We start from the raw sequence: 20,812 nt of genomic DNA on the forward strand, positions 1-20,812 counted from the left end.
ATTATCATTGCTTTGACAACTTACTCTTCATGACTTGTCTATAAAACTATTCGTCAAGACATATATTTTTGAGCTTGGTATATCGATTATTGGTAGCCTCTTATTTATAGCCCGCTTTGTCCATCATCTGGATAGCTTGGGTTTGTAGCTCACCGAATTTCTGTACATTGATATCGTCTTTCTTGAACTCACCCCACGATCTGAGCATCTCTGACTCATCAACCCCTTCTTTAACTGGGAATTCTTTGTCTGAGCTGGCGTACAGACCTTGTGCCTCATCAGATGACAGCCACTCTATAAGCTTAAGCGTACCATCTGGATTGTCCGAGCCTGCAACCACGCCAGCGCCTGAGATATTAACGTGCGTGCCCGTGGTGTCTTGGTTTGCCCAGAATATCTTAACAGGGAAGTTTGGTTGTTCGTCCAATAGACGACCATAGTAGTAGCTATTGGCAATACCAACTTCACACTGCCCAGCAGCAATCGCCTCTAACATGCTGGTATCATCACTGAATACATCAGTCGCTAGATTATCGACCCAACCACGGATGACGGCTTCAGTTTTCTCTTCACCCAAATGCTCCATCATGCTGGCCACAAGTGACTGGTTGTATACTTTTTTAGAAGTACGCAAGCATAACTTGCCTTTCCATTTAGGATCGGCCAAATCAGCATAAGTAGATAATTGGTCAGCAGTGACTTTGCTTGGATCATAAAAGATCGTACGCGCACGTAGCGACAAACCTGTCCACTGACCTTTTGGATCACGATACTTTGCAGGGACATTTGCTTCTAGCACAGACGACGCTACTGGTTGCAGCAACCCTTGCTCTGCCGCCTGCCATAGGTTACCCGCATCTACGGTCAATAGCATGTCAGCTGGGGTATTTTGACCTTCCGCTTTTAGACGCGCCATGAGTGGGCCTGTTTGGTCTGTGACCAACTCAACCTTTACCCCTGTCTGCTCGGTATAACGATCTAGTAGTGGTTTGATGAGCTGTTCGTTACGTGAAGAATAAATAGTAATCGTTTGGCCATCTGCGCTAGTAGCACCATCATCGTTAGCTACTTGTTGTTCAGTACCAGCTGCTGGCGCTTCTACTTCTGCGCTCTCTTCTGTAGTAGATGAATTGCTACAGCCGGCTAACCCCAACATCATGCCAAATACGGCCGCAGGTAAAACAAGCTTCGTAGACATAAGGTTAGCGCTGATGGTATTCAATGACATGGTTTTCCCCATAATAGTGCTATAAAAAAGGTACAACAAATGGTAAAAAAAATGGCTATAAAACCCTTAAATATCAGGAATCACAAGACCATAATATGTGAGAACAACATACTAATGGAAATGATAGTAGTTATCAATACATTTATTGAACTCAGAAACACACCCATTATTGACCTTGAGTGCTATTTATAGATAGCAATTATAGATGCCAATAATTTTCGTTGGAGACTCGATTTAAAAATCTTTAGAGACGTGGTATTAGATTAGAGCAGCCACTGTCCTAAGATAGCATTGACTGCGGCTTCTGTACGCAATATGCGTGGTCCTATATGCACAGGCATACAGCCCTGCGCCGCGAGTAACGCAATCTCATAGTCAATCCAGCCGCCCTCAGCACCGATGCATACTAAACTTGGTAGTCCTAGAGATGAGTTACTCTGTAGCCATTCAGAAAATGACTGCTCTCCATAAGGGTGCGCAACGATCGCTTGATTAGTCATCAGACGTGGCAAGGTATCTTCGACGAACGGCTTAAAGCGCTTTTGTAACGTAATCCTAGGCGCAATCGTATCAACCCCTTGCTGTAGTCCTTCTAATACAAACTCATCGAGGCGCTCAAGCATCGGACTTTGCCAATAGCTTTTTTGTGTGCGGTAGCTATTAATCAGAACAATATTACGTACGCCAAGCGCCGTCATATCGATGATTAGACGCCGTAGCACTTTAGGACGTGGCAAGGCTAAAACAACTGTCACATCTGGTTTGGCAGGCGGTATAACGTCGAGCTGAACATTGCACAGTTGAATACGGTCAGGTGCCATATTCTCAATGGTAGCTGTACCCAAATGACCACCGAGCTGTCCGATTTTTAGCGTGTCACCGACTTTTGCACCCAATACTTTATTGACATGATTGACTTGTGCCATAGCATCAATTTTTGCTTTGTCTGTCGAGAAGTTCTCAGCAGGTAACAGTATACAGTTCATAGCATCTCTTGGTTTAGCTTCTTAATAACTGGTGCTCTAATGGCTGGTTTTTTGATCGTTAGCTTTATGAATAGCCAGCTCTTATACAGCCTGTTCTCGAATAGCGTATTGCTCGATGACATCTTCGATCATCGCAAATTGACGGAGCAATACTGCTTGCTGCTGCGCGGTTGTTTTCTCACCAACCTGCCCTACCGCTGCTGCTAACGACAAGTCGCTTAACCAGCGCTCTAACTGTTGATAAATAAGTGCAGTGTCATCTGTACTGCCAGTATTGTTGGCAGTATGGTGATTAGAGGGCTTTTTATTGCTATTTAATGTCTGTTGATTTGTAGTGCGTTGTGCCGTTTCGGATGACTCATTCATTACAACCGAACGATAACACTCGTTGTTTGGTTGATATAAAGCACCTACCTCTGCTAGCTTATCGACCACACTTTGGCAAGACTGGGTATAGCGCCCCATGATGACAGGCGTTGCCACGCTAGCCGGCTCAACTGGATTATGACCGCCTATATCTACCAATGACCCTCCCACCAGTGCAACAGTTGCCAGCGTATACCATGTCATCATCTCACCCATACTGTCTGCCAAATAAACTTGCGTGTCTGCACCAATCGGCTCATCGTTACTGCGACGAGCCATAGTGAGCCCAGTCTTTTGAATCAGTTCTGCGACCGCATCAAAGCGTTCAGGATGTCTAGGAACAATAATTAGTAAGCTCTCAGCCAGTGCTGATTGTGACAATAGCTGTTGATGCAAGGATATTGCCGCCGCCTCTTCGCCCTCATGCGTACTCGCTGCGACCCACACTGGTCTACCGACTGTGGCAAACTCTTTTGCCAGCTGATTTTTTTGATATTCTATATGTGCATACACCTCTGCTGTATCGGCGTCCTGATCGTCAATATTGATAGTATTACTATTGGCTTTGGGTGTATTGATGACCCACTTTAGTGACCCTGCCACGCGAATTTGTGCACTATCAGCCCCCAATTGTCTGAAACGTTTCGCAGAATCGCTATCTTGTGCAATGATGAGAGCAAGGTTTTTCATCATGCTGGTGCTGACCGCCGCAATTTTTTGATAGCTTTTGAAAGAAGAAGACGATAGGCGACCATTGACTAAGACGCTAGGTATCTGGTGCTGAGCCAGCTTGGTCAAGATATTGGCCCACAGCTCGGTCTCTACAAATAGCGCAGCGATAGGCTGTACATGAGCCAAAAACGTCTCAATGACAGTGGGGCTATCGACGGGTACATAGCTGTGACTCATGCGACCTTGGGCAATCTCGTCTACAAAACGACTGGCACCGCGAGCAAACCCCGTCTGTGTGGTATTAGTCAGCCATATCTGATAACCATTCGCCATTAGCATATCTAACAAAGGCGCAACGGTATTGGTTTCACCAAGCGAGACCGCATGGCACCAAATAACGCCTTTATGATCTTTATCCATAGCTATTGGGGGCGATGGGTATTGCTTACCAAAACGTTGAGCCACTTCTTGCTGGTAGTTGTCGCGTTTATGAGAGCGACGCCACACTTGCAAGCGGTACAGTGGCTTTAGCAAACTGATCAGGAATTGATAATAAAACGGCGTCTGGTACACCACCTTTTCAGTCAATGGCTGACTGTCTGGTAGCATAGTGTCCGCCGGGTTCGAAGCGTTGTCAGATGAGGAATGTGATGATGGCATTGAGCAGCCTAAATTAGTAATGGATCAAACAATAGGAGGGTAAATGTGAAAACGCGCCAATTTTACCTGAAATCAGCGCGTAACAATAAGCTTTTAAACGGTTACTGAAAAACGGTTACTAAAAAAAGAGCACTAAAAACAGCTACTAGACAATAATCAAAATCAATAATGCGATTAGGATCACGGCGCCAAATAATAACTGATAACGTTTAGTACTGTGCTGCTCTTGTTTTTGGGTTGTGATCAATGCTTGCGCTTGCTCCCATTGGCGTACTAGATTGGCAGCTTCCATATGCCCGTTATCTGAGGCTTGCTCCAACCAGTATTTACCATTAGCCATATCTTGAGGGACACCTACTCCTTGGTAATACAGTTTACTGAGTAAGCGCTGTGCACGGCTATCGTTTTTGCTAGCGGCTTGCTTCACCCAATCCACAGCCGCTTTTTTATCGCTTTCATTATCTGCCGTCAGTCCTTCGCCCAACAACTGATACATTGCCAAACGCAGCATAGCAGCCGTATTGCCAGTCTCGGCCGCTACTTGCAGGGTTTGCAGCGCTTTATTCTTTGCTTCGACATGATCATCTGAAAAAACAATTTGGCTGCGAGGTTTGTCCTGCTTGGCAATATGCTGCTCAAACTGATCGAGCACTTTGCACGCTTTTTGGTATTCAGTCACACCTACTGTTTGTGGTACCTCAATCTCATCCAATTCTATGAGCAATTGCGTAAACATCTCTGGGGTTGGCGAAGTTTTTGCGGATGCTATAGATTTGGTGACTGGCGATGTCACTTCAGTCACTTCACTCAGCTCAGGTCGCACATGGTTCTCTACCGGTAACGGTGCAGCGCTCATCGATGTTTCAGAGGTCGTAGCGATAGCAGAAGCTGTCTCTGTGTCGGCTACTACCCTGTCAGCTTGAGTTACCGGATGACTGACAGGTGCCTTTTTTAACTGCTCATGGAGATTGGCTGCTGCACTTGTTTCAGCATGTGCATTTGGCGTTATCGGTGATTGTACGCTTTGGGTCGCATCGGGCGTTGCTACTTCATTCGTATGATAACTCGATGGATCAGAGAGGTCTGGCAGTCTTGTCTTAACTGCTTGGTACAACCCACTAGCAATCTGCCCACCTTGTACTGCATCAAACGGACGATCAATATGACCAAACAAACGCAGTCCTATCGGCTCCAGTGCAAAAAATAAAGGCCTAGCATCAGTAGCCGCATTATTATCATTATAGCCAACCGCCATATGCTGATAAAAGTCATCAGTGATGAGTGGCAACTCAGAATAGCGCTTACGTAGCTCAAACTGACCATACCAATGGGGCCTGCTTTGCCACTGCTGCGCCAATACCCGTCCTGCATAAAATGCCAAAAATACCAAAAAATTACGGTAGTACTCATCGACTAATAACGTCGACTCATCCCATATGCCGCTCTTAACCATATCACGGCGTACCTGAGACAATAACGTATCGATACGTTGCAAACTCTCAAGTGACTCATCCAGCACACAAGCATGTAGCTCTGTCTCGTATGCGATACCGCCTGCGACAGGGCGTCCAGCCAAAAAATCCTGCCAGTAGCCTGCTGCCATATAATCCAGCGGCGTTAAGGGCGATGCAGACGATACAGACATAGACAGGCGAGTCCTTTTAGTAGATTAACTGATCGTAGAGACGAGACAGCTAGCGTGATCACACGATTAAAAATCTGAATAGCTTACCTTAACCCAAAAACCAAAGCGCTACAATAACGGACTGAACAAGCGTACGACATTATCAAACAAGCGCTTTGAGCCGTGGCGCTGCTGCCACTCTTCACTATTCAAGATACGACAGTTTTGCAAGTAGACCTCTTGGCAGTCAGCCACTTGGGCCACCATCTCTGGTGTATAAATCGCCAGACTGACTTCCATATTCAAATAAAAGCTGCGCATATCAATATTGACCGTGCCAAATAGACAATAATCGTCATCGATAACCACGGTCTTGGCATGTAATAAACCGCCTCGAAACAGTGCAATGGTTACGCCAGCATCGAGCAGCTCTTGGTAATAGGCCTGTGACGCATGCTGTACAAGGAAGGAATCAACCTTTTCAGGGACGATAAGGGTCACGTCTACCCCGCGTTTAGCCGCTATCGTCAATGCACCTGATAGGGATTCATCAGGTACAAAGTATGGCGTGGTGATGCGAATGCGTTTGTTGGCACGATGGACGACTGTGACCAACGTGTTATATATCACGTGAGCGGTCAGCTGCGGGGCTGAAGGTATTAACTGCGCCAATACCTTATCGACAACAGGCATCTTTGGTATCACAATGGAGGTAGCACCAATCTCTGGTTGCTCATGCTCATCAATAGTATCGTCCAGCACCTTCACTCGACTATTCAAGTCATTGATGGTTGGGTCCATCACGTACAGCTTACGCGTATAGTTATTGACTCGCTGATGCAGCTGGGCAAGATTATCGTTATTTTCAGCGCCGATATCTGTCACGATAACCTTGGCCATCGCTGTATTAATACTGATAGCCTGTTGACTGGTGGTTCGTATCGCCACATCAATCCACTGTCCAACGTTTTTATTTTGTTTAAAAAACCGTGGATCAACCAAATTAAAGCTGCCGATATAACCAATATGTTCATCAATGACGACCATTTTGCGATGATTACGCAAATCAGAGCGCTTAAACAATGTCTTGAACAGCCCTACTGGCAATGACTGATGAACAAAAACACCCGCCTTTTCTAAGCGGCGATGCTCACTGCTGTTGATAAAGCTAAAACTACCCACACTATCGGCCAATATATGACATTCCACCCCGCGCTGCGCCGCTACAGATAGCGCCTCTATTACCTCTAATACTTGTCCTTTTGGATATACAATATAAAACTCCATAAAGACAAGGCGCTTTGCTGCATGGATATCCTCTATCAAGCGCTGGAAAATCAAAGCAGGATCTGTCAATAACTGCATCTGATGATTGGGGTATATTCCAAGCCCTGTCCAGCGCGTTCCAATTTGACTGACGCCGCGGTATTTGATTGGCAATAGCTCCTGACCTTTATCGAACACCAAATGCGCGCGGCGTGCCATATCATTCATCACGATACTTGCTTGATCCACACGCTCACGATAGCGTCGCCCGATCATCGGCTCGCCCAGTAATATGTATGCAATCAGACCGAATACAGGCACCGTATAAAGCATGGCAATCCAAGCAATGGATACCCCAATGTTACGCTGTACTGACACCACGCGTAACGTCATGACGATCATAAGCACAATGTGCAATATCAGACCCAGACCTGCAAAGTCGCCCAACGACCAGTTGGTGAAGGTCTGTCCAATAGTAAAAGTATTTATGCTGACCTCCATCAATGATGCTCAAAAACAAAGTAACCGTAGTATAGTAGCTTTTCATTATCAAACAACAGCTAACGATAATTAATGGGTTATGAAAAATGCCAATAAATATCGGCCTTATGCTGTTGTTTTTAATAATATTAAAAAATTATTATGAATTATTTCATAAAATAGTCAAAATAACGTTTGACAGCCATGTGTAAATCTATATAATACACACCCACAGCAGCAGAGCTTAGTGACAAACTTAGAGCTCAGTTGATGTTGAATAAATTGCATTGCAATTGTTCGAAGGGTGATTAGCTCAGTTGGTAGAGCGTCTGCCTTACACGCAGAATGTCGGCGGTTCGAATCCGTCATCACCCACCACTTCTTAGCAAGTGGGCTCCTTAAATAAGAGCAAGAAGCTAAGACGACCTAAGCAGCGGTAGTTCAGTTGGTTAGAATACCGGCCTGTCACGCCGGGGGTCGCGGGTTCGAGTCCCGTCCGCTGCGCCATATTTAAAACGAATTTAGACCGTTAGGTTTAAGCAAGTTTCGCCTCAAACATTAGATTGTTTGGGGTTTTTTTGTGTCTATAAAATAATTTATTATTATTATAGCTTTCATATTTTATGCCTTCCCGTTAGGAGCAACTTACTACTGATTGTCATATATGATATAAAACAATCAACAGACGCTTTATCTTGAAGAATGAGCGACTTCTTTAGCTTAACGTGGCAAAATGATGATTTGATCACAGCTGATAAAACCTCCCAAACTTTAATCGCTATAACAAGCATAATGTTGATTAATGCAATAACAGCAGTCTTATTAGCAAATGCAACAGATTCGTTAGGTATAGCACTACCAACAAATATAGCTATATTGTTTAGCAACATAGTCTTTATTGACATTATAATGATAAATACAGCGCATACTGGTAGATTCAATTGATAATAGTACTCAAAGGACAGCTATGTTCTGGATATATATATTACTCTTGTTAATGGTTCTAGTTGGTATTTATACTATTTCTGCACTGATTTTCGATTTTTATATACTGATCAATGGTAGAAGAATTTGGGCTGAGATATTAGAAGTTAATACTGTTGAAAAATCAGTCTCAGGGCTAGAAAATTACAGTTTATTTGATTTGAGGATAAAGTATTCTTATACCATAAATAGTAAAGAGTATACTTCTACTAGTATCAACGCTTTTTTTGACTTTACTAGAGAAAATAAAACAGATATTTTAGAAAATATAAAAATTACTGACAACCATATAGAAATCTATGTATTAAAATCATTTCCACAAATTTCTATGACAAGCCCTCTCAAAGTAAACAAGAAAATCTTAGCTATTGCTATAACTATAGGTATCATCCTTCCAAGCATTTTGAGTTATCTTCTCATAGAGAATCAAACTATTTTTGATATATTATTAAGTGTTCTCAATTAGACTAACGTTAATGCCTGAAGAGTTGTATTTTATTGGAAACGATAGTCATAGATGCATAAGAGAGCTCTCTGTCGGAGAAATTTTCAATGCATAATGATCTGATTTATGAAGCTTATATTGGATTTTTGCTAAAGTCTCTATTGTGGGTAGGAATCATATTTTTATTAATTGTTGCATTAATTATTATTATAGATACGATATTCGTTTTATTTGCTTCACGCCACAAAGCTATGGTTATTAGAGCTGATATCGCACCTTTAGGAAGAGAAAATAGATTGGGTAATCCTCATGTCATACTCATCTTTTATGAATTTGACTATAAAGGCAAAACTTATAAGTGTACTAATCTAAATTCATTTAAGAATAATTATAGAAAAAATTTAATCTAGATTATAGCGACTCAAATTATGTACGAGATATTTCTTCTGTATAGTATGTTTTTATCTTCTTTACTAATTACAGTTTTTATAGCAGGGTGTTTCTTGATAGATGCCCTTATTTGTCTATTTGGAGAAAAAATTAATTGTAAAGTTGTTTCATATAATATCTCACCTTTTGGCGAAAAGTTTTATCTAGGACAATGGCACTCTATCAGTGTTACCTATGAATACGAGGTATCAGAAGAAAATTATAAGAACAGCTTACTTAACTCTACAAATTCTGTAATGAGGCTAAGTTATGAAAGTGCCAATGCAAGATTACTAAAATGTATGGATAAAAGTAAGATTTATGTTATTAGGTCGTTTCCTAATATATCGATGATAATGCCTTTTAGTCAGGATCTTAGATATTATCTAGGATTGATATTTAGTGTCTCATGCCTATTATTTTCAGGTTTAAAAATTTTGTAGATGACATAAAAATTATTAAAACATGATTGGTTTAGCCTTTCACGTCGAAAATCTCAAGTAGTAACTCTGTTCGCTACACCATTTCTTGTAAACAGCTAAAACGAATTTAAACTTTAAGCAAGTTTCGCCTCAAACATTAGATTGTTTGAGGTTTTTTTGTGTCTATATTTCTTGTCTTCTATATTTTCTTTAATATCCATGTTCCTTTCAATGTGAGTATTTCTCGATAAGCCTCTATTTTGCATTAGTGATAGTTATAATCATCCAACGGGCGTATATCTGTTTATGACTATGGACGCTGACTCATGCGGCTGACACTGGCAATCAACGCTACCATCACCACGCCCATAATAATCAAGATACCCGACATCATGTGCGCCGCCTCATAGTTGAGTGCTTCTACTTGTTCATATATCGCAATCGATACGACCTTAGTTTCACCAGAGATACTGCCCCCAATCATCAGTACGACACCAAATTCGCCAATGGTATGAGCGAAGCTAACTAAGCTGCCCAAAATGATACCCACGCGCGCTTGCGGTAGGGAGATTTTGATAAATCGGCGCAATCGACTAGGTTCTAACAGATGCGCGACTTCCATCACACTTTGGGGAATACGCAAAAACTGTGCATATACTGGCTGTATATAAAAAGGCAATGAGTAAATAATCGAACCAACCACCAATCCTTCAAAAGTAAAAATCAACGGACTGATGTTATGCTCAACGAGCCACTTACCGATACCAGCATTGGGACTTAGGAGGAGGAGTAAATAGAAACCAATGACGGTAGGTGGCAGCACTAGTGGCATAGCAATAATGCCCATGAGGACTACTTTGAGACGTCCCATAGCTTGTCTACGGCTGGGTTTTGCCAGCCAATAAGCGATAGGCGTGGCAAATAGCAATAGACATAAGGTCGTAACAGTAGCGAGCTTGATACTCACCCAAAATGGACTGAGCATATCTGACATAAGAGACGGGTCGATCATATAATGTCACTGCTCGTTTTATAGGTAGAATGTCTAGTCTAACGAATTAATTGATAGACAGATAGCCTGCTTGTGAGAAGTGTCGTTGCCCCACCTCCGAGCGCAAGTAGCTTATAAACGCTGCGGCAGCAGTTGTATTATTGATGATAATGCCATCTTGTAGAATAGGTGGATAGGCTGCGGGTGGTAAAATGACAAACTGCTCAGGTTTGGCTTGTATTGCGACAAGCTGAGACTGCGCCACAAAACCATAGTCTACATTACCTGTGTGCGCATATTGAAATGCTTGCCCGATATTCTCTGCCTGTATCAAACGTTTTTTAGCACTTAATGTGTCATACATCTTCTGTGATTGTAGATAGGCTTTTGCCGCGGCGCCATAAGGGGCAAGATCAGGATTAGCAATGGCTATCTTGCCGTTACTGGTAAAGTTGGCACGGCTAAATACCTCACTAAGTGGGGTTGGCGTGATACTACTCAAAGGTTCTGTGACACTATAGAGTGCTAACTGCCCTCTGGTATAGGTAAACGGACGCACTGACTCACTGGCTTTATTTGCGATGCTTTCATCAGCAAGCTTTGCTGGAAATTCCTGATTGGCGGACAAAAATATATCATAAGGTGCGCCTGCCCTAATCTGAGCATACAGCTTGCCAGAGGAGGCATAAGTGACGTCAATATCTAAGGCGTCTTGTCCAGAGACACTATTATCTGCCTGATAACTATCAACGATGCTAGGTAGCACATCAGATAGATTGGCAGCCGCAGCGATACGCAGCGTTTTGTCTTGCTCAGTCGTATCAGTCGCTGACTTGGCCCCACTATCTTGTGTACAAGCGCTTAGTGCGAGCAGCAGACAGGTAAACACTCCGGCAGCAGCTACTGACTTGACCACTTTAACCATTATTGCTTAGCCACTTGGACGAGTCGTCTTCGTAATACTCTTGCTTCCAGACGGGAATATCTGCTTTTATGGTATCTAATATCCAGCGACACGCATCAAATGCAGGATAACGATGTGCTGACACTACCCCTACCCATACAGCCACATCACCAATGTCTAAGGCTCCGATACGGTGTATCGCTATGGCATGAGTAATCTCAAAGCGTTTTTTGGCCTCTTCTATAATGGCACGGCCTTGGTTAATGGCCAAATCTTCGTAACCATAATAGGTAAGACGATCTACGCTTGTAGCATTATTATGATTGCGCACCCGTCCTTCAAAGCAGACAAACGCACCGCAGCTGTCATTGTCTAGCGTACTTTTGAGCTTATCTTCATCAATAGCAATGTCTAGTAATGCAAAGCCATCGCGCTCAGCGATAAGATAAGCCTCATCAGCGCTACGTTTAATAGTCATTGAATGGTCATGGACGTTATCTGTCATATCTTGTCTCTTTTGTGCTAATAGCGGCGTTGTCGCCACTCATAAATATAAACCTAACCACCAGCAACTGGGGTGATGAACACCACGCTATCACCATCATTTATGTGATCTGTCCACTTAGCAAAGTAGTCGTTCACAGCGACGCGTAGGTCTGCCTGCGGACGGCTAAAGCGATACTTTTGATTGAGCTGTTCGTACAGTTCGGTCAATGAAGTATTCTGCTGCACTTTTACTGTTTCTTGCTGACGATTGGCTTCATCTGCCAAACTGGCAAAATAGATGACATTGATATCCATCATTGACTCAATATCAGCTTTTGTATCGATAGCACTCATAACCCTCTCCTCTCTTTACAAGCTTCCTTGCTTAATAGTCAATATTTCTTTGAACATGAGCTCATTGTTTTTGTATTAAGCATGACTATAATCTGACTTACCGCCTGTCTTGTTGACTAGATGAATATCATCTATAACGATGTCATGCGATAGCGCTTTAGTCATATCATAGATGGTCAAACAGGCAACGCTCACTGCGGTTAGTGCTTCCATCTCCACTCCTGTTTTGTGCGTGACTTTAACAGTAGCGCTTACCATAATGCTGCTAAGTGCATCATGGTACGTAAAAGCAAGACTGATCTTATCCAATGGCAGTGGATGACAAAGCGGTATCAGATCATAGGTACGTTTGGCCGCCATGATACCAGCGATATGTGCAGTTTGGGTGATGCTGCCTTTTTTGGTCATACCATCAGCCGCTTTGATCTGCGCATAAATCTCATCAGGAAAACGAACTTGCCCAGTAGCATTGGCTTCTCGCGTTGTTGCCGTCTTGCCGCTGACATCAACCATAGTAATGTCGCCGTTACCGTCTAAATGCGATAAAGCAGATTGCTGATTTTTTTGTCCACTGTTACTCATTGATATAGCCTTTTCTTAGTAATCTCTTTATTAGTATTTTTATTCTTTTGGTAGAGCGGCACATGCCTGCTTAAAATCTTTAGGCGTATTAAAGTTGGTTAAATGCTGCCATTCTACAATAAATGGCACAGCCTCCACCCTCGGCTGAATAAATGGCATCACTCGACGCTGACCACTATCAATATAGGCTTTTAGATCAGGCTCGATATCTAAACGGTATAAACCCAGTAGTGGATAAAAATGACTGTTATCTTCTAAACAAATGACTTGTTTATCGACAGCTTGTGTATTAATGACTTGGTGCACCGATTGCTGTAATGTCAACCACAGATCGATTGCAGGTATTAAGCTGTCACAGCTAATAACCAGCAACCATGATTCATTTTTATTTTTTGATACATGTGAATCTTGTAATCTAAGCAGTACTTGCAGTGCTGATTCAATAGCGACTAGAGCGCCGCCAGTGTTGATCGTATCGTCGCATTTACTGGCATTACTATTAGAACTATAGTCAGCAATATGCATAACAGGCGAATTGGGGTTTCCTAGATTTATATCTGAACCAATTTGAAAACTACGTCCATTATCTGCAATCAAAATAGGAATTTGTAACTTGCTTGCTTGACGGACATGGTAATCCAATAACTGCTCACCTGACGGTAGCGTCAACATAGCCTTAGCCGTTCCCATACGTCTAGATGCACCGCCTGCCAAGATAACCACACCTGCCAAACCATCCAGATTATTTGAGCAATCTGTTACTACTCTATTACCTTTCAGACTTGATTGTATATCACTCATAGGTCAATTATTTATAACTCAATCATGGCTAGGATTTTGTGCCAAAAAATGTGGCACAAAATTACATGGGCGCGTACGGCTGTCAAATTGCTCTTTTAAGATATTTTCCCAACCAGTACGGCAGGCACCAGATGAGCCTGGTAGACAGAATATACCTGTACCGTTTGCCATACCAGCTACTGCTCTTGACTGCACCGTAGACATCCCAATCTCATCTTTTGAAATCAGACGGAACATTTCACCAAAACCATCAATAGACTTGTCAAATAGTACGCTTACGGCTTCTGGCATACTGTCTCTGATAAAGAACCCTGTACCGCCAGTCGTAATGACCGCGTGCACGTCTGCACTGGCAATCCAACCACTAATCACGGCGCGAATTTGGTAAATATCATCAGTGATTAATTGGCGGTCTGCCAAATGATGCCCTGCTTCGGTCAAGCTGTCTACCAAGTACTGACCTGAGGTATCTTCTGCAAGCGTACGGCTATCAGAAACGGTCAATACAGCAATATTGAGCGGTGTAAATTGTGCAGCAGGCTTACTCATAAAAGATCCTTTCTAAATATGATTTTATAGTTATATCAAAATGGTTTTAATAAAATATTCAGGGTAAAAAACAGCTTGAGCAAAGAATAATTAATCGAGTATTAGTATAAAAAGCTAACTTATTCTAGCCACCGATTATCGATAGATTGTGCATGATACCACTGTTGGAGTCATGAAGATGATGGTGTTCAGGCTTGATCGGCATAAAGCTATGTAAGGTATTCACCAGTCCTTGAATATCGTCTTGCTGTAAGTATGGACGAATATCATAATTACCCTGGTCAAATAAACACAAATGCACCTTACCTTGACTACTGACTCGCAGGCGGTTGCAAGTATCGCAAAAATGCGCAGCATAAGGCGCAATCATACCAATACGCCCGGCATAGTCAGGGTGACTGTACTCAACTGCTGGACCATCGGCACTGCCACGCTCATGCGGCTGCCATCCATTCTCTAATAAATAATCAGTGATAATATCAGATTGAGCATGCTGCGCAAAAAACAAATCGCTATTGTCGCTGGTCTGCATAAACTCAATGAAGCGGTACGTGACCTGCCTGTCTTTTACGTAATCGATAGCTGTAATGAGGTTTTCAAAGGCAGTCTCCGCCATCAAAACGCTATTTATTTTGAGCTTGATATCGGTCGTTTCTAACAACGTATCCATGTCAGCCAATATCTGCGGCAAGGTATCAAAGCCAGTCATCTTATGAAAGGTAGCGGCATCAAAACTGTCCATGCTGATATTAAGCTGATCAAGTCCGGCTGCTTGCCAGCTGGCTAAGTGCTTACCTAACTTATAACCATTACTGGTCATTGCTACTGTTTCGATGCCGTCCGTTTGCTTAATCGTTTCGATGATTTCGACAACATCACGACGAATAGAGGGCTCACCACCAGTGATTCTTACTTTCTTGGTACCTACTTGCGCAAAGCCGCGCACCAATGTCGCAATTTCAGAAATACTCAGCTCATCGTCAGGACGTTTACCTTGGTAGCCATTAGGCAAACAATACTCACAGCGAAAATTACAAAAATCGGTGATCGATAGGCGCAGATAGGTCAGACGTCGCGAAAACCCATCGGTCAAAGGTTGATGAGCGTGTATTTGATCCGTCGGTGCTACTAGCGCTGACTGTGTATAGCTGTCTGCAAACGCTGGCGCTGACACAGGAGAGTATAGTTGCGGACTGTCTATTTGGATGTGGTCATCATTCATATTTCACTGCCATCAGTATTGCTTGTCATAAGCGTTACTTTATTATTCGTGTTTAGCATGCCATTACTATGTTGTTTTTTTCACTGTATTCAATCAGCTTATATCAAATTAGCAAACGCCAAGCTAGCGATGTAGCCAAGGAAATGGTTGTACAACAACGTCACTACCCGCTATCACGTTACTGCTGTCTTTGTCCAAAACAACAAAACAATTGGCACGGCTTAGCTGCTTAATCCTGTGCGATTGCTGATTAGAGAAGCATTCAACTTGATAGTTACCTGCATCATCTTGAGACAATATACCGCGCTGAAAGTCTTTACGACCAGGAGATTTTCTGATGTCATTGGTAAGCATCGCTTTGATAGTTAGCGGCATAGGCTGCTCTGATACAGTAGCACCCGACATCTGCCATAGTGCAGGTATGACGAACTGTAGCGTACCCACAACCGTAGAGAGTGGATTACCGGGTAGTCCAAAATATAATACAGGCTTATCAAGACTCTTGTTCAACTCACCAAATACAAAAGGCTTACCCGGCTTCATTGCCACTTTGTAATGGTTAATCTGCCCAAGTGTCTCGATCACCGTCGTCAAAAAGTCATAGTCACCAACTGAGACGCCTGCTGTCGATATCAGCACATCACAGTGTTGCATCGCTTCATGGACAGCGGCTGTGGTCTTGTCTAGATTATCAGGAATAATGCCATAGTCGCGAATAACAATTGGTAAATCTGACAGTAGACTTTTGAGCGTTGGGGTATTTGAATTATATATTTGTGCTAGGCTTTGCAGCCCATCACCGATAGTCACGAGCTCATCGCCTGTTGCGAGTACACCGATAACAAGTGGCTGAAACACCTCCACTTGGTCGATACCTAAATTGGCAAGTAAGCTGATATCAGCAGAGTTGAGGCGCTTACCTATCTTTAGAACGGCTTCGCCAGACTCAATCTCTTCGCCCTGCGCGCGGATGTTATTGTTGATTTTAGCCGTTTGTGTGAGCGTAATGTTATAGGGCTGCGACTTATCGATGGTATCTCTGATATCAGCAAAGTTGGTATTTTCTTGCATGACAACCGTATTGCAGCTATCAGGTACAACTGCTCCCGTAAAAATACGGACACCCTGCCCTGCTGCTGTCACACCAGTATAAGCACTACCCGCCTGAGACTCACCAATGATTTCGATAGTATTACCGTCTGATAGATCGCTACCATCAGCAATGGCATAGCCATCCATAGCAGAAAGGTTCTGTCTGGGCACATCGAAAGGTGAGGTAATATCTTGCGCCAGTATGTGGTTGCGACTGCCTAATAAATCGCAAGTATTGATGGCTCTTTTTTGTAGCGGAAAATCCGTATTATTATAATCGTTGATACGCAGCTTTATTGCCGCTTGTAATTCTTCCATGGTAATCATAAAGGCACGCTCTTTTGATCGTTCTAATTATTTTTTATAAAATACATATACATACTATCAATAGCTGCAATTATTACTATCGACAGCTCTAACTAAAAGCAGTTATTAAAGATAAAGATGTTATTAAATATAAAGCTCTTAAAGATGCAGTATCTAGAGTCTATCACCCAAAGTATCAACTTTCTTGTATTAACCTTGTCCTGATAAGTTTTGAAAAAACGAGCATATGTCGTTAATTAGAGTACCCTCAACATTCAATGCTCGTAACCACATCTATTGCAGTAATGAGGTATGGCAAGATCAAACATAGACTGGAGCAAAAAAAGCACCTTGGCAAGGTGCTTTTTGTAGAGCAAGGCAAAATGGGGGTCTGGGAGCTGATAGGTAACTATTAGCGAACTAATGGATAATCAAGAGCGATTAAAAACAATTCGCAAAAGTTGCTTTTATCCAGTATATCAATACCGCCAGTGTCCCTCACCAGCCAGCCAATGAAGATGCACTGTTTTGAGTGATAAATCCGTCTGCGGTTCGCCCATTGTCTGCCTGCCAGCGCTGAAATGCCATACGCGTATTGGTACCCACGATACCATCAGCGCCCTTGGTATCATAACCCATGCTGGTCAAACGACGTTGTAGATTCGTGACTTGCGCGGTAGATAATGGACGCTCATAACGGGGCCATGATTTTTGCAACCCACTCTGTCCATCAATCGTTTTGCCCAGCAGACTCACCCCTAATGCATAGCTCGATGAGTTATTGTACACTCTAATCACATCAAAGTTGGGACTTAGGAGTAGCACTGGACCATCTTTACCAGCTGGCAACCACAGCTCCATCTCGGTATTGGCATCTAGGTACACATCAGCGATCGTATCTACACCCATTGCCGCCCATCTAGCTGCAGGTTGTTTGCTACCAGCGACCGAGTAGTCAAATGACGCTGGCACGGTTGCCTCATAAAAAGGCGCTAGACCACGAACCCAACCTGAGTTACTAAGATAGTTGGCCGTAGAAGCTAATGCATCGCCTGTTGCCCATGGATTGCGGTGACCATTATTATCACCATCCACACCTTGTTTGAGCCACGTCTCAGGAATGAACTGTGTCTGTCCCATACCACCTGCCCAAGAGCCATCGAGCTGTGACCATGAGACATCACCGCGCTGTAGCAGCGTTGCTAGCGATAGCAGCTGGGCCTCAGCAAAGGCTTGACGACGACCATCATAGGCAAGACTGGCAAGCGAGCTTGACAAATCACTGTTGCCAGTGACCGCGCCATATGATGACTCCATACCCCATATCGCTGCAATAATCTCGGCATCAACACCATACTGCGACTCTAGCTGCGACAAAAACGCACGCTGCTCTGCAAATTTACGCTTGCCGACGCTGACACGTCCACTTGATACCGCAGAGTCTACATACTCCCACGGCATTTTAGAAAACTCAGGCTGCCCTGAGTCTAGCGAGATAACCTGCTGATTCAGATATGCCGAATCCAACATCCGGCGAATAACCTGAGCATCATAGCCTGCTGATATCGCGCGCATAGAAAAGTCTGACTTCCAATCAGAAAAACTACTATAACTAGGCTTTGGGGCGGGCTGCGGCTTGACAACTGGTGCAGGTGTCGGCCTTACCTGAACAGTTTGAGTCTGAGTGATCTCAACACCGCCTTGACGGACAGGCTTTTTTTGCATTGCTTGTTGACTTGTACACCCGACCATTACTAATGCTGGCATCAGGGTGAGGTATTGTTTTTTTAATTTCATAAAAATCTCAAATATGAATAAATGAATGACTCAAAGTCGCCTAGCCATCAGCAACAATGCCTCAATGTTAATGTATTAATAATGATATCTTAGTACTGATATATTAGTACTAACGATCAAGTACCGTACGCGGATCTATCGGATTACCATTCAAGCGAACTTGGAACTCTAAGCCGACTTGATTGGTTTGACCACTGCTGCCCATATTGGCAATGCGTTGACCACGCTGTACCGTATCCCCTTCTTTTACAAGCAATTGGCTATTATGCGCGTAGGCAGTGATATAGTCATCACTATGACGAATCATAATCAAATTGCCATATTCTGGTAGACCGTTACCTGAGTAAAGCACTGTTCCTGATTGGCTGGCAAGTACTGGATCACCAATGTTTCCAGCAAACCACATACCCATGTTGCCTGCCGCAGGATCAATGTTGCGAGTCACTGGATTGCGAGTAGGATAGTCATAGCCAGAGGTCGAACTGGCAGTTGCTCCGTACGCTGGCGTTGGCGCCGCCGTCACAGGAGGCGTATAAGTAGGTTGCGGCTGTGCTGGTCTGCTGTAGCTATTATTGCTAGCCGTCGTTGCCGCACTGCCCTGCCATAGCTTGAGCCACTGCCCACTATAAATCGTATATTTACTATCTAGGTTATTTAGTGCGCCAATTTGACGATAGTTGAGACGATAGCGCGCCGCAATTTGGCTGACCGTATCGCCGCGCTGTACGCGATGATAGTTAGGGACGCCTTGCGCGTTGGTTATGATCTTGGGGCCAGCTTGATTAGGTGATTGATAAGTCGGCTTAGTTGCACAGCCCACCACAGACAAGGTAGCAACTGCCATTGTGCCAATCAACGCCGCTTTGGCAAGGTGCGATCCGGTCGTAATTTTTTTCATACAAGGTTCCTGTTCTTTGTATTGCTGATCTATTGTTTTATCATCCAAAAGCTTTTGACATCACTAAAAGCTCTTTTGGTATTTTGACTGCACACTACACTTAGCCATCCATCAAATGACTTATATCACTAACACAGTAGATGGTAAAGTAACCATGATGGCTATTTATATGGTTTGAATTACATCGTATCGAGCTTATGGCTTTATTGCCTAACTTATAGCTTTAGTGCCTAAACAGCGTCGAAAACTGAGCCAATGCCACCGTCGGCGTATGGTGCAGACGTACTGGCGATAAACTGACATACCCTGCCACTACAGCCTGATCATCTGTCATCACCGGCGTAGCGATATCTCCGCACTTGCCGTCACTTCCAAACCCGCCATCTTTGGGTCTTGATAACGGAGCGACAGTATCTAGAGGCGATTCTTCCATACACTCGTCGTTTTTACGTTTTCGTAAAGACAGCCAGTATGCATCCCGGCCACGCGGATCAATCATATGACGTACAGGCTGAGCAATCTGTTTGTGTGCCAATGAGGTTATCTTTCGACCTCTAATGTCATCTGCGCTACCCACATCAGGGATATTAACGTTTAATACATGATAGGGCAAACTTTTGAGAGTATCTAAAATCGGTGTATCAGTAAGCAGTTTGACGATTTCATTGGCTGCTACCTTATAATCGTCTGCTGATTCTTGCCCGCCATCTTTTACGCCGCCACCTACCAAAGACGTCGCGATAGCAGGTATTCCAAAGAGCTGTGCTGTCAACGCCGCACCAAAGGTCCCAGAAAACATCACATCTTGACCTAAGTTTGCTCCTGAATTGATACCCGTAATGACGCAATCAAAGTCCATATCACGGTGTAGCTCATGCAGTGCCAAGTGAATACAGTCAGCAGGGGTTCCGTTTACTGCTACAAACCCTGATGGTAATTGATGCGTATGTAATGGTTTTGAGACACTCAGTGCGCTAGCATAGCCACTTTGTTCGTCGTTTGGGGCAACCACTAAGACCTCACCAATAGTCGATAGTGCTTGAAACAAAGCCAATAATCCTGGCGCATGCACCCCATCATCATTACTAATCAAAAATTTCATATCAGCTCGTTATGTTTGTATCAGACGTTCTATCTGCCCGTGGTTTTGTTACCGTACCATATCTTTATTGATGCAAAAATTGCAACTATAAATGAGATAAAATTTAACGCTTCCATCTTAAAAGCCTTGCCATATCATTATATGGTCAACCCTCTATAAAAGAGTG

At 43.4% G+C, this 20,812-nt stretch carries 18 protein-coding genes and 2 tRNA genes; 3 read left to right on the forward strand and 17 right to left on the reverse strand.

Annotated features, from left to right (window positions below):
- Window positions 1-100: 100 nt before the first annotated feature.
- The 5 genes from ACTXGL_RS02605 to ACTXGL_RS02625 form a co-directional block, all read right to left on the reverse strand.
- Window positions 101-1,228: an extracellular solute-binding protein gene (locus ACTXGL_RS02605; protein WP_443524665.1), complete on the reverse strand. Its 1,128-nt coding sequence runs from the start codon at window positions 1,226-1,228 to the stop codon at window positions 101-103.
- A 263-nt stretch (window positions 1,229-1,491) separates the two neighbouring features.
- Window positions 1,492-2,214: a 16S rRNA (uracil(1498)-N(3))-methyltransferase gene (locus ACTXGL_RS02610; RefSeq protein WP_443524666.1), complete on the reverse strand. Its 723-nt coding sequence runs from the start codon at window positions 2,212-2,214 to the stop codon at window positions 1,492-1,494.
- A gap of 81 nt (window positions 2,215-2,295) precedes the next feature.
- Window positions 2,296-3,912 carry a 3-deoxy-D-manno-octulosonic acid transferase gene (locus ACTXGL_RS02615; RefSeq protein WP_443524668.1) on the reverse strand — a complete coding sequence of 539 codons (1,617 nt, stop codon included), beginning with the start codon at window positions 3,910-3,912 and terminating at the stop codon, window positions 2,296-2,298.
- A 145-nt stretch (window positions 3,913-4,057) separates the two neighbouring features.
- Window positions 4,058-5,557, reverse strand: a complete 1,500-nt coding sequence (locus ACTXGL_RS02620) for a tetratricopeptide repeat protein (RefSeq protein WP_443524669.1) — start codon at window positions 5,555-5,557, stop codon at window positions 4,058-4,060.
- A gap of 108 nt (window positions 5,558-5,665) precedes the next feature.
- A complete protein-coding gene (locus ACTXGL_RS02625) occupies window positions 5,666-7,303 on the reverse strand; it encodes a cardiolipin synthase (RefSeq protein WP_443524671.1) in 1,638 nt (545 codons plus the stop codon).
- Window positions 7,304-7,584: 281 nt separating this feature from the next.
- Here ACTXGL_RS02625 and ACTXGL_RS02630 point away from each other — a divergent pair.
- The 3 genes from ACTXGL_RS02630 (at window position 7,585) to ACTXGL_RS02640 (ending at window position 8,732) form a co-directional block, all read left to right on the forward strand.
- Window positions 7,585-7,660 (forward strand) — tRNA-Val (locus tag ACTXGL_RS02630).
- Window positions 7,661-7,712: 52 nt separating this feature from the next.
- Window positions 7,713-7,789 (forward strand) — tRNA-Asp (locus ACTXGL_RS02635).
- Between the two features lie 460 nt (window positions 7,790-8,249).
- Window positions 8,250-8,732: a hypothetical protein gene (locus tag ACTXGL_RS02640; protein ID WP_443524673.1), complete on the forward strand. Its 483-nt coding sequence runs from the start codon at window positions 8,250-8,252 to the stop codon at window positions 8,730-8,732.
- Between the two features lie 1,140 nt (window positions 8,733-9,872).
- On the opposite strand, the gene modB is transcribed toward ACTXGL_RS02640, so the two are convergent.
- The 12 genes from modB to surE form a co-directional block, all read right to left on the reverse strand.
- Window positions 9,873-10,574, reverse strand: a complete 702-nt coding sequence (modB, locus tag ACTXGL_RS02645) for a molybdate ABC transporter permease subunit (protein ID WP_443524674.1) — start codon at window positions 10,572-10,574, stop codon at window positions 9,873-9,875.
- 46 nt (window positions 10,575-10,620) lie between these two features.
- Window positions 10,621-11,478 (reverse strand): molybdate ABC transporter substrate-binding protein, encoded by an 858-nt coding sequence (gene modA / locus ACTXGL_RS02650; RefSeq protein ID WP_443524676.1) that lies wholly within the window; start codon window positions 11,476-11,478, stop codon window positions 10,621-10,623.
- On the reverse strand, window positions 11,471-11,962 hold the full coding sequence (locus ACTXGL_RS02655; RefSeq protein WP_443524677.1) for a molybdenum cofactor biosynthesis protein MoaE: 492 nt from the start codon (window positions 11,960-11,962) through the stop codon (window positions 11,471-11,473). Before ACTXGL_RS02655 ends, modA begins: the two co-directional genes overlap by 8 nt.
- A gap of 53 nt (window positions 11,963-12,015) precedes the next feature.
- Window positions 12,016-12,297, reverse strand: a complete 282-nt coding sequence (locus ACTXGL_RS02660) for a MoaD/ThiS family protein (RefSeq protein WP_443524679.1) — start codon at window positions 12,295-12,297, stop codon at window positions 12,016-12,018.
- A 75-nt stretch (window positions 12,298-12,372) separates the two neighbouring features.
- Window positions 12,373-12,879 (reverse strand): cyclic pyranopterin monophosphate synthase MoaC, encoded by a 507-nt coding sequence (gene moaC / locus ACTXGL_RS02665; RefSeq protein ID WP_443524681.1) that lies wholly within the window; start codon window positions 12,877-12,879, stop codon window positions 12,373-12,375.
- Window positions 12,880-12,918: 39 nt separating this feature from the next.
- Complete coding sequence (gene mobA, locus ACTXGL_RS02670) at window positions 12,919-13,680, reverse strand: molybdenum cofactor guanylyltransferase (protein ID WP_443524683.1); 762 nt, start codon at window positions 13,678-13,680, stop codon at window positions 12,919-12,921.
- Window positions 13,681-13,698: 18 nt separating this feature from the next.
- Window positions 13,699-14,229 carry a molybdenum cofactor biosynthesis protein B gene (gene moaB / locus ACTXGL_RS02675; protein WP_443524685.1) on the reverse strand — a complete coding sequence of 177 codons (531 nt, stop codon included), beginning with the start codon at window positions 14,227-14,229 and terminating at the stop codon, window positions 13,699-13,701.
- Window positions 14,230-14,353: 124 nt separating this feature from the next.
- Window positions 14,354-15,451 (reverse strand): GTP 3',8-cyclase MoaA, encoded by a 1,098-nt coding sequence (gene moaA, locus ACTXGL_RS02680; protein WP_443524687.1) that lies wholly within the window; start codon window positions 15,449-15,451, stop codon window positions 14,354-14,356.
- 123 nt (window positions 15,452-15,574) lie between these two features.
- Entirely contained in the window at window positions 15,575-16,870 is a 1,296-nt protein-coding gene (locus ACTXGL_RS02685) for a molybdopterin molybdotransferase MoeA (RefSeq protein WP_443524688.1), read from the reverse strand.
- 477 nt (window positions 16,871-17,347) lie between these two features.
- The gene (locus ACTXGL_RS02690; RefSeq protein ID WP_443524689.1) at window positions 17,348-18,646 is read right to left on the reverse strand and encodes a lytic murein transglycosylase; all 1,299 of its coding nucleotides are present in this window, start codon (window positions 18,644-18,646) and stop codon (window positions 17,348-17,350) included.
- A 109-nt stretch (window positions 18,647-18,755) separates the two neighbouring features.
- Window positions 18,756-19,544 (reverse strand): M23 family metallopeptidase, encoded by a 789-nt coding sequence (locus ACTXGL_RS02695; RefSeq protein WP_443524691.1) that lies wholly within the window; start codon window positions 19,542-19,544, stop codon window positions 18,756-18,758.
- 223 nt (window positions 19,545-19,767) lie between these two features.
- On the reverse strand, window positions 19,768-20,646 hold the full coding sequence (gene surE, locus ACTXGL_RS02700) for a 5'/3'-nucleotidase SurE (RefSeq protein ID WP_443524693.1): 879 nt from the start codon (window positions 20,644-20,646) through the stop codon (window positions 19,768-19,770).
- Window positions 20,647-20,812 lie beyond the last annotated feature (166 nt).

It is taken from the genome of Psychrobacter sp. T6-6, assembly GCF_052258185.1.
Taxonomy (GTDB): domain Bacteria; phylum Pseudomonadota; class Gammaproteobacteria; order Pseudomonadales; family Moraxellaceae; genus Psychrobacter.